The organism is Streptomyces sp. SAI-127 (assembly GCF_029894425.1).
Lineage (GTDB): Bacteria > Actinomycetota > Actinomycetes > Streptomycetales > Streptomycetaceae > Streptomyces.
Map to the genome: position 1 here is coordinate 1,529,054 of NZ_JARXYJ010000001.1, position 14,251 is coordinate 1,543,304.

The 14,251-nt window shown below is 70.8% G+C and carries 14 protein-coding genes; 13 read left to right on the top strand and 1 reads right to left on the bottom strand.

What is annotated here, in order from left to right; genetic code table 11:
- The first annotated feature begins 2 nt into the window (after positions 1-2).
- The 6 genes from M2157_RS07270 (at position 3) to sigJ (ending at position 6,557) form a co-directional block, all read left to right on the top strand.
- Complete coding sequence (locus M2157_RS07270) at positions 3-953, top strand: TIM barrel protein (RefSeq protein ID WP_280864793.1); 951 nt, start codon at positions 3-5, stop codon at positions 951-953.
- A 9-nt stretch (positions 954-962) separates the two neighbouring features.
- Positions 963-2,384 (top strand): sugar porter family MFS transporter, encoded by a 1,422-nt coding sequence (locus M2157_RS07275; RefSeq protein ID WP_280864794.1) that lies wholly within the window; start codon positions 963-965, stop codon positions 2,382-2,384.
- Between the two features lie 23 nt (positions 2,385-2,407).
- Positions 2,408-3,424 (top strand): Gfo/Idh/MocA family oxidoreductase, encoded by a 1,017-nt coding sequence (locus M2157_RS07280; RefSeq protein WP_280864795.1) that lies wholly within the window; start codon positions 2,408-2,410, stop codon positions 3,422-3,424.
- Positions 3,421-4,290 carry a sugar phosphate isomerase/epimerase gene (locus M2157_RS07285; protein ID WP_280860975.1) on the top strand — a complete coding sequence of 290 codons (870 nt, stop codon included), beginning with the start codon at positions 3,421-3,423 and terminating at the stop codon, positions 4,288-4,290. Before M2157_RS07280 ends, M2157_RS07285 begins: the two co-directional genes overlap by 4 nt.
- Positions 4,291-4,420: 130 nt before the next feature.
- Positions 4,421-5,542 carry a PP2C family protein-serine/threonine phosphatase gene (locus M2157_RS07290; RefSeq protein ID WP_280860976.1) on the top strand — a complete coding sequence of 374 codons (1,122 nt, stop codon included), beginning with the start codon at positions 4,421-4,423 and terminating at the stop codon, positions 5,540-5,542.
- Positions 5,543-5,627: 85 nt separating this feature from the next.
- Positions 5,628-6,557: an RNA polymerase sigma factor SigJ gene (sigJ, locus tag M2157_RS07295; protein WP_280864796.1), complete on the top strand. Its 930-nt coding sequence runs from the start codon at positions 5,628-5,630 to the stop codon at positions 6,555-6,557.
- 58 nt (positions 6,558-6,615) lie between these two features.
- On the opposite strand, the gene M2157_RS07300 is transcribed toward sigJ, so the two are convergent.
- Positions 6,616-7,356 carry an NAD(P)H-binding protein gene (locus M2157_RS07300; protein WP_280864797.1) on the bottom strand — a complete coding sequence of 247 codons (741 nt, stop codon included), beginning with the start codon at positions 7,354-7,356 and terminating at the stop codon, positions 6,616-6,618.
- A gap of 306 nt (positions 7,357-7,662) precedes the next feature.
- Between M2157_RS07300 and M2157_RS07305 the strand changes: the two genes are divergently transcribed.
- From M2157_RS07305 to M2157_RS07335, 7 genes are all read left to right on the top strand, one after another.
- Positions 7,663-9,717, top strand: a complete 2,055-nt coding sequence (locus tag M2157_RS07305; protein WP_280860979.1) for a nitrate- and nitrite sensing domain-containing protein — start codon at positions 7,663-7,665, stop codon at positions 9,715-9,717.
- Between the two features lie 108 nt (positions 9,718-9,825).
- Positions 9,826-10,812 carry an aldo/keto reductase gene (locus tag M2157_RS07310; RefSeq protein WP_280864798.1) on the top strand — a complete coding sequence of 329 codons (987 nt, stop codon included), beginning with the start codon at positions 9,826-9,828 and terminating at the stop codon, positions 10,810-10,812.
- A gap of 261 nt (positions 10,813-11,073) precedes the next feature.
- Positions 11,074-11,589, top strand: coding sequence for a MarR family transcriptional regulator (locus M2157_RS07315; protein WP_280860980.1), 516 nt, complete (start codon positions 11,074-11,076; stop codon positions 11,587-11,589).
- Positions 11,590-11,712: 123 nt separating this feature from the next.
- Positions 11,713-12,324: a DsbA family protein gene (locus M2157_RS07320; RefSeq protein ID WP_280864799.1), complete on the top strand. Its 612-nt coding sequence runs from the start codon at positions 11,713-11,715 to the stop codon at positions 12,322-12,324.
- A gap of 36 nt (positions 12,325-12,360) precedes the next feature.
- Positions 12,361-13,167 (top strand): MBL fold metallo-hydrolase, encoded by an 807-nt coding sequence (locus M2157_RS07325; protein ID WP_280860982.1) that lies wholly within the window; start codon positions 12,361-12,363, stop codon positions 13,165-13,167.
- Between the two features lie 2 nt (positions 13,168-13,169).
- Entirely contained in the window at positions 13,170-13,580 is a 411-nt protein-coding gene (locus tag M2157_RS07330) for a nuclear transport factor 2 family protein (RefSeq protein WP_280860983.1), read from the top strand.
- 299 nt (positions 13,581-13,879) lie between these two features.
- Positions 13,880-14,233, top strand: coding sequence for a VOC family protein (locus tag M2157_RS07335; RefSeq protein WP_280864800.1), 354 nt, complete (start codon positions 13,880-13,882; stop codon positions 14,231-14,233).
- Positions 14,234-14,251: the final 18 nt, after the last annotated feature.

The window sequence follows — 14,251 nt, forward strand, 5'->3', positions numbered from 1 at the left end:
TCATGGCAACGGCGCCATCCCCGCTCCGCACCACCGTCGGCAACCTGTGTCTGGGCTCCGCCCCCGACTCCTGGGGCGTCTGGTTCCCCGAGGACGAGCACCAGGTGCCGCACACCCGCTTCCTCGACGAACTCGCACAGGCCGGTTACCGGTGGCTGGAGCTCGGCCCGTACGGCTATCTCCCCACCGACCCGCAGCGCCTCAAGGAGGAGCTGGACGCCCGTGGCCTCCAGGTCTCCGGCGGTACGGCCTTCGGCGCGCTGCACCGGCCCGAGGCATGGGACGAGATGCTCGCCCACGTCCGCCAGGTCGCCACGCTCACCCAGGCGGCGGGCGCCCACCACCTGGTCCTCATCCCACCCATGTACCGGGACGAGAAGACCGGCGCGTTCACCGAGTCCCCGGAGCTGGCCGCCGGCCAGTGGGCGGGCTTCGGCAAGGCCGCCGACCGGCTGGGCAGGCTGCTGCTCGACGAGTACGACGTCCGGCTGGTGATCCACCCGCACGCCGACAGCCACATCCAGACCCAGCCGGAGATCGAGCGGCTCCTGAACGAGTCGGACGACCGGTACACCAACCTCTGCCTGGACACCGGGCACGTGGCCTACGGCGGCGGGGACAACCTCGATCTCATCCGCCGGTTCGGCGAGCGGGTGGGCTACGTCCACATCAAGCAGATGGACCCGGAGATACTCGCGCAGGTCGCCGCCGAGGATCTCTCCTTCGGGGAGGCCGTCAAGCGGGGTGTGTGCGTGTCGCCGCCCGCGGGAGTGCCGGACCCGGCCGAGGTGGTGGCCGAACTCGCCAAGCTGGACGCCGAGTTGTTCGTGATCGTCGAGCAGGACCTGTACCCGTGCGCTCCCGAGGTGCCGCTGCCCATCGCGGTGACCACGCGTGAACACCTGGCCGGCTGCGGCCTCACCGGAACCCGACGCCCGAACGACGACCGCTAGGAGGTGGCCATGGACGTCAGGGACGACGCGACTCAGGTCCCCGCCCTCACGGACGACGCCCCGCCCGCCGTCTCCCGGCGGCTGCGGGTCATCACGATCATCGCCACCTTCGGCGGACTGCTCTTCGGCTACGACACCGGCGTCATCAACGGCGCCCTGCCGTACATGACGGACGACCTCGGTCTGACCGCGGTCACCGAGGGCATGGTCACCAGCTCGCTGCTGCTGGGTGCCGCGCTGGGCGCGGTGATCGGCGGACGGCTGTCGGACGCTCGCGGACGGCGCCGTACGATTCTCGCCCTCGCGGTGCTGTTCTTCGTCGGGGCGCTGGGCTGCACGCTCGCGCCGACCACCGCGGTGATGGTGGTCGCGCGGTTCGTGCTCGGTCTCGCGGTCGGCGGTGCCTCGGTGACCGTGCCGGTCTACCTCGCCGAGGTCTCCCCCGCCGAGCGGCGTGGCGCGCTGGTCACCCGTAACGAACTCATGATCGTCAGCGGGCAGTTGCTCGCCTTCACCTCCAACGCGGTCATCGCGCGGGCGGGCGGCGAGTCCGGCGGGGTGTGGCGGTGGATGCTGGTGATCGCCACGGTCCCGGCCGTGGTGCTGTGGTTCGGCATGCTGGTGATGCCGGAGAGCCCGCGCTGGCTCGCCTCCCGGACGCGTTTCGACGAGGCGCTGGAGGTCCTGAAGCAGGTGCGTTCACGGCAGCGCGCCGAAGCCGAACTCGCCGAGGTGTCCGCGCTCGCGGTCAAGGAGGAGGAGCAACGGCTCGGCGGCTGGCAGGACATGAAGTCCACGCCGTGGATCCGCAAGCTGATGTTCGTCGGCTTCGGCATCGCGATCGTGCAGCAGATCACCGGCGTCAACACGATCATGTACTACGGCACCCAGATCCTCACCGACGCCGGTTTCGCCGCCGACAGCGCGCTGACCGCGAACATCGCCAACGGTGTGATCTCGGTGCTGGCGACCTTCGTCGGGATCTGGCTGCTGGGCCGGGTGCCGCGCCGCCCGATGCTGATGACCGGTCAGACAGGTACCACGGCGGCCCTGTTGCTCATCGGCGTCTTCTCGCTGGTGCTGCCCTCGGGCGACGGTCGCGCCTACGCCGTGCTCGCGATGACCGTCACGTTCCTCGCCTTCCAGCAGGGCGCGATCTCGCCGGTGACCTGGCTGATGCTGTCGGAGATCTTCCCGATGCGGATGCGCGGCTTCGGCATGGGCGTGGCCGCGGTGGTGCTGTGGCTGACCAACTTCGTGATCGGCCTTGTCTTCCCGTCGCTGGTCTCCGGCATCGGGATCTCCAACACCTTCTTCCTCTTCGTGGTGGCGGGCGTCTTCTCGATCGTCTTCGTCAAGCGCTGCGTCCCCGAGACCAAGGGCCGCACCCTCGAAACCCTCGAAGCCGAACTCCGGGCGCGCTTCTCCTAGTTACGACTCGTTAGGAAACGACCATGACTGTACGTGTAGGGGTGATCGGCGCCGGCTGGATCGGCCACGAGCACATCCGGCGTCTCACCCACACCGTGACCGGTGCCCGGGTCACCGCGGTCACCGACATCGACGCGGCCCGGGCCGAGGAGGCGGCGGCACCGGTCGGCGCCCGGGTGTACGCGAGCGGTGCCGACCTCATCGCGGCGGACGACGTCGACGCCGTCCTCGTGACGTCCTGGGGCCCCACCCACGCCGAGCACGTGCTGACCGCGATAGCCGCCGGAAAGCCGGTGTTCTGCGAGAAGCCCCTGGCCACCACCGCCGAGGACTGCCTGAGGATCATCGAGGCGGAGACGGCCCACGGCCGCCGCCTGGTCCAGGTCGGCTTCATGCGCCGTTACGACGCCGGCTATCGCGAGATGAAGCAGGTCATCGACGCGGGCCGGATCGGTGAGCCGCTGATCGTGCACTGCGCCCACCGCAACCCGACCGTCCCGGAGTCGTACACCTCCGCCATGGCGGCCCTGGACACGGCCGTGCACGAGGTGGACGTGCTGCGCTGGCTCCTGGACGACGAGATCGTCTCCACCCAGGTGCTCACCCCGCGCGCCACGAGCAAGCGGTTCGCCCACCTCAGGGACCCGCAGATCATGCTCTTCGAGACGGCGAAGGGCGTCCGCATCGATCTGGAGGTCTTCGTCAACTGCCAGTACGGCTACGACATCCAGTGCGAGGCGGTCGGCGAGGAAGGCCTCGTACGGCTGCCCGATCCGGCCGCCGTGGGAGTCCGGACCGCCGCTCGGCACAGCACCGAGGTACTCACGGACTGGGTGGGGCGCTTCCGGGACGCCTTCGACACCGAGTTCCGTGAGTGGGTCGCGGGCCTCGCCGCCGGTGACGAGCCCACCGGACCGTCCGCCTGGGACGGGTACGCCGCCACCGTCATCACCGCCGCGACCGTCGAGGCCCTGGAGTCGGGCCGCGTCGTCGCCACGGACCTCAAGCCCCGTCCCGCCTTCTACGGAGGTGCCGCGTGAAAATCGCCCTCGACCCGTACATGTTCCGCGCCCTGCCGATCGACGACATGGTGCGCACCGTGGCCGAACTCGGCTACGAATACATCGAGTTGTCGCCGCGTGACGACTTCATGCCGTTCTTCCTGCACCCGCGGGCGGACGACGAGCGCATCGCGGAGCTGAAGAACGCCCTGCGCACGCACGGCGTGAAGCTGTCCTCCGTGCTGCCGCTGTACAAGTGGTCATCGCCCGACGAGACCGAGCGGCAGGCCGCCGTCCGCTACTGGAAGCGGATGATCGAGATCACCGCGGACCTCGAATGCCCGCTGATGAACAGCGAGTTCAACGGTCGTCCCGAGCGCGCCGCCGAGAGCGAGGCCGCGTTCTGGCACTCGCTGGAGGAGTTGCTCCCGCTGTTCGAGCGCGAAGGCATCGCTCTGAACCTGGAGGCCCACCCCGACGACTTCTGCGAGGAGAACACGCCCGCGGTCGACCTCGTCCGGGCCATCAACAAGCCGTGGGTGAACTACCTGTACTGCGCGCCGCACAGCTTCCACCTCTCGGGCGCTTCGGACGCAGGCGCGGACATCGCGCAGATGATGCGCTACGCGGGTGACAAGCTCCAGCACGTGCACATCGCGGACTCCTTCAACCACAAGGGGTCGAGCGGCCTGCGCTACATCCTCAACCCGCCCGGCACCACGGCCCGTATCCACCAGCACCTGGACATCGACCAGGGCGAGGTCGACTGGGACACCTTCTTCGGCACTCTGCGCGAGCTCGACTTCGACGGCGTGGCGACGGCCTGTGTCTTCGCCTGGGAGGAGCGGGCGCGCGAGTCCTCGGCGTTCATGCTGGACCGGATCAGCAAGGAGCTGGGCGGATAGCCGAGGCGAACAGCTCGTGGCACGAGGAGGTGCCTCCCGTCAGCCCCCGGCCGGATCGGCGGGGCGCGTCACCGGGCCGGGGCGGGCCTGCATAACGTAGGGGGAGATCACCACCTGCCCGGGAGCACGCATGACAGGTAGCCGCCGCAAGAGACCTGGCGACACCTTCGACGCCATCGAGCCTCCGGGCAACGCCGAACTGGTCGCCGGGGTGGTGACCGTGACGGGCCTGGTCGAGGTCCTCGGCACACTGTCCGGGTCCGAGGTGTGGCTCCTGGGGCTCCTGGTGTTCCTGCCGGGCGCCGCCTCGGCGCTGGGCACGGTCCGGCAGACGACGTTCGTCGCGGTGTGGACGTCGATGGTCGTCACCGCCAGTGTGCTGCTGCGGGACCGCGACGGGGGCCACTGGTTCGACCGGCTCCTGCTGATCCTGTTCACGCTGGCCCTGGCGGCCACCTCCGTCTACGCCTGCCACCGGCGGATCCGGCGCGAGAGCGCGATGCTGCGTCTGCGCTCGACCGCCGCGGCCATGCAGCGGCACATCCTGCACCCTCTCCCCCTGCTCACCGACGACGTCCTGGTCAACGGCGTGTACGAGCCGCTCCAGGAGGAGCGGCTCGTCGGCGGCGACATCTACGACGTCGTCGACTCGCCCTTCGGGACCCGGGTGCTGATCGGGGACGTGCAGGGCAAGGGGCTCGCCGCCGTGGGCTCCGCGTTCGCCGTCATCGGTGCCTTCCGGGAGGCGGCCCACCGCGAGCCCACCCTCACCGGGCTCGTGGACACCCTGGACGCCGCCGTCGTGCGGCACAACTCCTACGCCATGCACACCGGTGACGACGAACGCTTCGTCACCGCCCTCGTCGTCGGCGTCACCGCGGAGACCGAGGTACAGGCCGTCAACTGCGGACACGTCCTGCCGCATGTGCTGTACGAGGGGACGATCAGCACTCCCGAACTGGAGCCCGGCGTCCCGCTCGGCCTGGCCGAGCTCGCCCACGAGCCCACGACCGTGGGCTGGTTCGAGTTCCCCGACGGCGCGACGCTGCTGCTGAGCACCGACGGCCTGACGGAGACCCGCTCCGCGGACGGCACGTTCTACCCGGTCGACGAGCGCCTGACGATGTACGTCGGCCTCTCCCCCACCGAGCTGCCGCAGGCCCTGCACGACGACGCCCGCGCGTTCGCCGGCAGCGGTGGCCCGCACGACGACGTCGCCGTCCTTACGGTCCGCCGCTCCCCGCGCCTCTGAGACAGGTCCCCAGGTCCGCAGGCTCCCCGCGCGGCTTCCGTCGCGCTGCCGGGGGGCCTGGCGGGACCGCCGTAGCATCGGCTCCATGGACAAGCTTCCGCCGCTGACCGACGGCTCTCGCGACGGCTCTCTGGACGAGGAGGCGGACGCGTTCCAGCGACTGCGTCCGCGGCTGTTCGGGATCGCCTACCGGATCCTGGGCAGTGTGTCCGAGGCCGAGGACGTGGTGCAGGACGTGTGGCCGCGGTGGCAGGACACCGACCGGAGCGAGGTGCTGAATCCCGGGGCGTTCCTGGCGAAGATCACCACGCGGCTGGCCATCAACGTGGCCCAGTCGGCGCGGGTGCGCCGGGAGGCGTACATCGGGCCGTGGCTGCCGGAGCCCGTGGACACCAGCGTGGATCCGCAGGTCGGCGCCGAGCGCGGTGAGGCGTTGGAGCTGGCTGTGCTGCTGGTTCTGGAGAGACTGAATCCCGTGGAGCGGGCCGCCTATGTGCTGCGGGAGGCCTTCGACTATCCGTACGACGAGATCGCCGGCATCGTCCGGCTGAGCCAGGCCGATGTGCGCCAGATCGTCAGCCGGGCCCGCAAGCGGCTGTCCGCCGAGCGCCGTGACCCCGTCGACACGGCGGAGCACCGCCGACTGCTCGACGCCTTCGTCGCGGCGGCGCGACACGGTGACGTGGCGGCTCTGGAGAGCGTGCTGTCGGCCGACGTGGTCGCCTACGCGGACGGCAACGGTCTGCGGGGCGTGGCGCGGCTGGAGGTGGTGGGCGCGGGCCGGGTGGCCAGGATCAGTGCCTTCGTGAACAAGTTCATCCCGGGGGCGGAATTCGCGATGGCAGAGGCCAACGGCCTGCCCAGCCTGCTCATCCGCAAGGGTGGGGAGACCGTCGGCCTGGTGAGCGTCACGGTGGGCGCGGACGGCATCGACGGGCTCTACTGGGTGCTGGCACCGGAGAAGCTCCGGGCGTACGAGCGGTCGTCGGACCGGCTCGTACGCCAGGAGCCCTAGCCGTGCTCCGGCCTGTGTTCGGCGGAATGTGCCGGTGTCACGGGGGCCGGCACCCGGCTCAGTGCTGCTTGAGCCAGTCCTCGTAACGGGTGGGCGCCGTCTCCACGGTGCCGTCGCCGGTCAGGACGCCGTCCGGGATGCCCGCGAACATGCCGGCGTTCTCGTCGGTGACGACGGTACGGCCGTCCGGCTTCGCCGCCAGGGTGATCTCGGCGAGCCGGTCGAGGCGGTGGATCTCGGGGCCCGCCTTGAGGCGCAGGCCGTTCACGGGCTCGCCCTGGGCCGTCTCGGCGACGACGGCGGCGACGTCCGCGGCGGCGATCGGGCGCAGCTGGGTGGAGGGCAGGTGCACCTCCTGGCCCTGGGTGGTCAGGTCCATCACCGGCGCGATGAACTCGAAGAACTGACCGACCCGCACGATGCTGAAGGGCACGCCGCTCGCACGCACGGCCTCCTCCTGGGCGACCTTGGCCAGGTAGTAGCCGAGCTCCGGCACCTCGTCGACGCCGATGATGGAGAGCGCCACATGGTGGCGGACACCGGCCTCCTGTTCCGCCGCGGTGAGATTGCGCATGGCGCGGGTGAAGAAGTCGATGGCGGCCTCCTTCTCGAAGGACGGGGAGTTCGCCACGTCCACGACCACGTCCGCGCCCTTGAGGACCTCCGCGAGGCCCTCCCCGGTGAGGGTGTCGACGCCCGTGCCGGGCGCAGCCGCCACGGCCTCGTGGCCGCGGTCCTGGAGCAGGTTCACCACCTGCGACCCGATCCGGCCCGTACCTCCGATGACGACGATCTTCATCGCTGTCTCCCTTTCCTGTTCGGGGTTTCCTTCAGCAGGACAGGACAGCGACGGGATCCGTGACAGCCGGGCGACACCCACTTCGACGAAAGGCCGGTCGAAAGTGAAGACGTGGTGCTAGGAATTGGCCACAACCGCTCATCCTGCGCACCCCTCCCCGAATCGCCCGGTGGGCCGATCTGAACAACTACCCCTGTGGGCCACGTTCTTAAGAGTGCAGGACGCGAGGCGAACCAGAACCGTGAGGCCATCTTGTCGAACACACCGTCCGCCCCCCGCAGGGGATGGGGGACCCGCAACTGGCGCGTGGCCAGAAAACTCCAGGCCATCCTCCTCATCCCGGTGATCGTGGCCCTTGTCCTCGGCGGCATCCGCGTCAAACGTTCCGTGGACACCTGGCAGGACGCCGACGACGCGGTCCGCGTGGCCGAACTGGTCCAGGCGGCGAACAAGTACGCCAGCGACGCCATCGACGAACGCGATGTGTCGGTCACTCCCCTGGTCAAGGGCGACCGGACGTCGAGCGTGGTCGCCAAGGCCCGGGCCGTCACCGACGCGGACGCGAAGGCGTTCGACGAGGCGGTGGAGCGGATGCCGCAGACCGCCGGGCTGCTGCGCCGGGTCCAGCTGGTCCGCACCGGCGAGAAGCAGCTCGCGTCGGTGCGCGCGAACGCCTTCACCTCCCGGCTGACCGGCGTGCAGACCGAGGAGAGCTACCACGCCGTCCAGCATCCGCTGATGGAGATCTCCAACGAGCTCGGCTTCGGCAGCAGCAACCAGGCCAGCTTCGGCCGCACCCTCTACGCCGCCTCCCTCACCCAGGCCGCCGAATCCCTGATCCGGGCCATCGGCACCCACCTCCTCGTCGAGGACCGCGGCAAGCTCGCCGAGGGCGAACTCCAGGCCCAGCTCGGCTCGTTCAGCTCCTACGTCTATCTCGAACAGGTCGCGCTCCAGGAGTACGCCGGCGCCGGCACCGCCGGGGACATGACGCGGCTGCGCAAGGCCCTGTCCGACGCGGAGGAGCGGGGCAAGGAACAGGCCGAGAAGGCCCAGGCGCAGGCCGAGGCGGCGGGGAAGACCTTCGTGGCCCCGCCGAGCCTGGAGAAGATGGCCGCCGAGATCGCTTCGGGCAAGTCGGCCGCGCAGCTCGCCGCGCAGGGCATCACGCCCGAGACGTTCTTCGCCGCCTCCACCCTCAGCTTCGACGCGTACCGCAGCGTCGAGGTGTACCTCACCGACAGCGCGCTGGCGGACGCCCACAGCATCGCCGACAACGCCCGCAACGACGCCGTCATCAACGCCGCGCTGGTGCTCGCCGCCGTCCTCGCCGCCTTCCTGCTCGCCGCGTGGGTGGCCCGGACGATGAGCACCAGCATGCGCCGGCTGAGCGCCTCGGCCCTCGAGATCGCCGAGCAGCGTCTCCCGGCGCTGCTCACCCAGCTCACCCGGGCCATCCCGGGCCGGGTCGACGCCCAGGTGGCTCCGATCCCGATCACCACCACGGACGAGATCGGCGAGGTCGCCCGCGCCTTCGACCACGTGCACCGCGAGGCCGTCCGGCTCGCCGCCGAACAGGCCCTGCTGCGCGCCAACATCAACACGATCTTCAGCAACCTGGCGCGCCGCAACCAGTCGCTGATCGAGCGTCAACTCGCCCTGATCACCGGTCTCGAGGACAAAGAGGCCGACCCGGACCAGCTGGAGAACCTCTTCAAGCTCGACCATCTGGCCACGCGTGTGCGCCGCAACGGCGAGAACCTCCTCGTGCTCGGCGGCGAGACCCCCGCCCAGCAGTGGGACCAGCCGCTGCCCCTGGTCGACGTGATCCGCGCCGCCGCCTCGGAGGTGGAGCAGTACGAGCGGGTCGAGTTGTCGGGTGTCCCGGAGGCCCAGATCCACGGCCGTGCGGTGACCGACCTGGTGCACCTGCTGGCGGAACTGCTGGAGAACGCGACGACGTTCTCGTCGCCGCACTCCAGTGTCCTGGTCACCGCGGCGCGACTGCCCGACGGCCGGATCATGGTCGAGATCCACGACCGGGGCATCGGGCTGCCGCCCGGGGAACTGGCCGACATCAACCACCACCTGGCCGAGCCGCCCACCGTGGACGTGGCGATCTCGCAGCGCATGGGTCTGTACGTGGTCGGACGGCTGGCGGACCGGCACGGCATCCGCGTCCAGCTGCGCCCGAACGAGCAGGGACAGGGGACGACGGCGCTGGCGATGCTCCCGGACACGATCACCTATCGAGGCACGCAAGCGGAGTCCGACATCGACACCATGGCCCTGGCCGCCTTCACGGACAACGGGTTCCCCGAGGGCACCGCCCGCGGTTACGAGGCCTGGAACGACCGGTAGGCCGACGAACCGGTGGAGGAAGCCTCGCCCCGGTGAATCGCCTTGGCCGTGGGGCACTCGCCACGGCAGGATGATCGCGCGATGTCGGCCCTACGAGGGGAACGGTGGATGAGGCGCAACCGGCTCGGGAAGACCGATGTGCACGTCACGGAGCTGGGCTACGGCGGCGGTCCGCTCGGCGGACTCTTCGCACCGCTGGACGACGAGACGGCCGCGGGCGCCCTGGAGGCGGCCTGGGACAGCGGGATCCGCTACTTCGACACCTCCCCGCACTACGGCATCGGCCACTCCGAGCGCCGCACCGGAGCCCTGCTCCGGAGCAGGCCGCGCGACGAGTTCACCCTGTCGACGAAGGTCGGCCGGCTGCTGGTCCCGCAGGACCCGGCGGGCCGCATGGACGAGAGCTTCGCGGTGCCCGCCACCCACCGCAGGGTGTGGGACTTCACGCGGGACGGTGTGCGGCGCAGCGTGGAGGACTCGCTGGAGCGGATGGGCGTGGACCGTATCGACGTGCTGTTCCTGCACGACGCGGAGGAGCGTTTCGAGGACGCGTTGCGTGACGGATACCCGGCCCTCGCCGAACTCCGCGCCGAGGGCGTGGTGGGGGCGATCGGCGCGGGGATGTACCACCCCGGCAAACTGACCCGGCTGGTCAGGGAGTCGGACGTCGACGTCGTGATGCTGTCCGGCCGCTACACGCTCCTGGACCACAGCGCCCTGGACGAACTCCTGCCCGCCTGCACGGACCGCGGGGTGTCGGTCCTGGCGGCGTCGGTCTTCAACTCCGGTCTGCTCGCCACGGCCCGCCCCACCGAGGGCAGCACCTTCGACTACGCTCCCGCCGCGCCGAGCCTGCTGCACCGTGCGCACCGCATCGCCGACGTCTCCGAGGCGCACGGCGTGACCCTCCCGGAACTGGCGATGGCGTTCCCGCTGCGCCACCCGGCGGTCGCGGGCATCGTCGTCGGCATGCGCACGGCGGAGGAAGTACGCGGCAACACGGCGGCGTTCGGCGCGGAGATCCCGGAACAGCTGTGGGACGACCTGCGGGGCGAAGGACTCCTGGACGAGCGGGCACCGGTGCACGGCCGCTGAGCTGCGGGGCCGCACGGGACACGTCCGGCGCATCGGCCTGCCGCCGCCGGCGCCTGTCCGCCGGTCGCGGCCACGTTCGCGGCCGGCGTCCCGACGTACCGTCGACGACGCGGCCCTCCAGGTCATAGCGGCCCCGGGACTCGTCGTTCAGCTTCGGCCGCGCCCAGTGCGTCGAGGACGACGTGGCCGCCCCGGCCCGCGGGCAGCACACCGAGCCGCCCCCACCCGATCGACCGCGATAGGTTCCGCCTCTAGGAACACATGGGAGGTGCCGTGGGCGAGCAGGACGCACAGACGGAGATCACGACCGCCAGGGAGGCGGCCGACGACGCGCTGGTCCTGGCGTTCGGGCGGCTGCAGGGCGCCGCGAACCGGCTGGAGTACATCCTGGGCCGGCGGATGGAGGAGGAGTGCGGGATCAGCCACCTGATGTACGAGGTGCTGCTGATCCTGGGACGCGCCGGTGAGCCGGGGCTGTCGATGCGGGCGATCAGCCAGGAGCAGGTGCTCAGCACGGGCGGGGCGACACGGCTGGTGGACCGGATGGAGGCGGCGGACCTGGTGCTGCGCGTCACGGACCCGGACGACCGGCGCGGACGTCTGGTGCGCCTGACCCCGCTGGGCGAGGAGACCGCCGTACGCGCATCGCGGCTGCACGTGGAGAACATCAAGCGGTACTTCCTGGAGCCCCTGCCCGCCGCCCACCGGGAACGCTTCGCGGAGGACCTGCGCATTCTCAGTCACGCCGCCCGGGACTCCCTGCCCCAGCTGCCCTGAACGGCCCACTGAGACGCGCGTCACCCGACCGGACCCCCTCGCGTGAAATATCTGACGAGTCAGATAATGTTGCCAGGGGTGAGCGCCCGTACCAGGCGGACGCCACGTCCCCCGAGGTCCCCGATGAAGCTCGTCTACGTCTTCGATGCCTATTGCGGCTGGTCGCACGGTTTCTCGGCCACGCTGAGCGAGATCGTCTCCCGGCATCCCGACCTGCCGGTCGAGGTCGTCTCCGGCGGTCTGTTCACCGGCGGCCGCCGGGTCCCGATCCGCGAGTTCGGCTACGTCCAGGGGGCCAACGCCCAGATCACCGAGCAGACCGGCGCCCGATTCGGCGAGGCCTATGAGCGGCTGATCGCCGACGGTTCGTTCGTGATGGACTCCGAGGCCGCCGCCCGTGGTGTCGCAGCCATGCGTCAGGTGGCCCCCCACCGCGCGGCGGAGCTGGCCACGGCCTTGCAGCACGCCTTCTACGTCGACGGCCTGAGCCTGTCGGAGGCGGCCACGTACCGGACGGTCGCCCAGGCGGCCGGGCTCGACGCGGATGCCGTCGTCGCCGCCTTCGAAGCGCCCGAGGCGCAGAGTGCGGCCCACGCCGACTTCCGCCGCGCGGCCCAGCACGGGGTCTCCGCCTTCCCCACCCTCCTCGCCGTCGACGGCGGGCACGTCGTCCCCCTGGCCCTCGGACACGCCACCGCCGACGAGGTGGACCGACGTCTCGCAAACCTCTCCTGACCCCGTCATCCTTCATCCCTCCAAGGAGCCCCGAGCATGAGCGCCCTCGACTTCAAGGTCCTCGACCTCGACTTCCCCGCCGGATCCAAGAACAAGACCGCCACCCTCGTCACCGGCGAGAGTGATGCCCTGCTGGTGGACGCCGCGTTCACCCGCGCCGACGGCCACCGCCTGGCCGCCGCGGTCCTCGACTCCGGCAAGAAGCTCACCACCGTCTTCGTCTCCCACGCCGACCCCGACTTCTACTTCGGCGCCGAGGTGATCGCCGACGCGTTCCCCGACGCGAAGTTCGTCGCCACCCCGATCGTCATCGAGCACATCCAGCACTCCTACGAGGGCAAGCTGAAGGCCTGGGCGGCGCTCGGCCCCAACCTCCCCACCCGCCTGGTCGACCTCGAACCGCTCACCGGCGACCTCACCCTGGAGGGCCACCGCTTCGAGCTCAGGGGCGGCCCGGCACCTCTGCCCGACCGCCACTACCTGTGGCAGGCCGAGTCCCGCGCCCTGCTCGGCGGCGTCCTGCTGTTCCAGCAGGAGCACGTCTGGGTCGCCGACACCGCCACCCCCGACTCCCGCGCCGCCTGGATCGACCTGCTCGACGAGATGGCCGCCCTCGACCCGGAGCTGGTCGTCCCAGGCCACCGCCTGCCCGGCACCGCCGCCGACGCCTCCGCCATCAAGGCAACCCGGGACTACCTCGTCGCCTTCGAGGAGGAACTCGGCAAGGCGGCCGACGGCGCCGCGCTGACCGAGGCGCTCGTGGCCCGCTACCCGGACAACGGCATGCTGATCGCCGCCCAGATCGGCGCGAAGGTCGCCAAGGGCGAGATGAAGTGGGGCTGACCATGAGCGAGTTCGCCACCTCCACCGCACCCGCCGACGTCGTACGGCGTCAGTACCTGGCCTCAGCCGCCGGGGACCTGGAGGCCCTGCGCGCCACCCTCGCCCCGGACGTGGAGTGGACCGAGATGGCCGGCTTCCCGCTGGCCGGCACCTACCGCACCCCCGACGGCGTCACCTCCAACGTGATGGAGAAGCTCGGCAAGGACTGGGAGGGCTGGGCCGCCCACGACGACACCTACGTCGTCGACGGCGAGAACGTCGTCGTCCTGGCCCGCTACACCGCCGTCAACAAGGCCACCGGCAAGGCTATCGACGTACGCGTCGCACACCACTTCGTCGTACGCGGCGGACTCATCGTGCGCTTCGAGCAGTTCGTCGACACCGCCCTCGTCCGCGACGCCATGACGGCCTGAGCTACGGGCTGCACGTCACCGGTGCGGACATCGGTGACGTGCCGCCCGGCTCCCACCGGGCGGACCCCCCGGCGAACGGTCCGCCGTGGTGCGGGTGACCGCAACTCCCCAGGGGCGCGGGGCTGTATCGATGTGCGGCTACCGCCGCGCGGGCGCGACCAGCCCCCACCGGCCCGCAGACGCGCAGGAACCCGGCGAGGCAGCCCCGTAGGCGCCCGCCCCGGCGACGCCGCGCCGCCCGCCTGCCCTTCTGCCCGCCTGCCCTCCTGCCCTCCTGCCCTCCTGGCAGGATGACCGGCATGGAACGTGTACTTGGAATCGGCGGCTACTTCCTCAGGGCCGCGGACCCGGCTGCCCTGAGCGCGTGGTACCGGGACCGCCTGGGCCTGGACGCCGACAAGAACGGCTTGTGGCGTCAGGAAGCCGGGCCCACGGTGTTCGCGACGTTCGAGTCCGGGACCGACTACTTCGGGTCCCGCGCCCAGCAGACCATGCTCAACTTCCGGGTCCGCGACCTCGACGCGATGCTCGCGCAATTGCGGGACGGCGGAGCGGACGTGGCCGAGGAGACGCAGGACATGGAGGGTGTCGGTCGCTTCGGCTGGGTCACCGACCCGGAGGGCAATCGCATCGAGCTGTGGCAGCCCGCCTGACCGGCCGGAGCCCCGCCT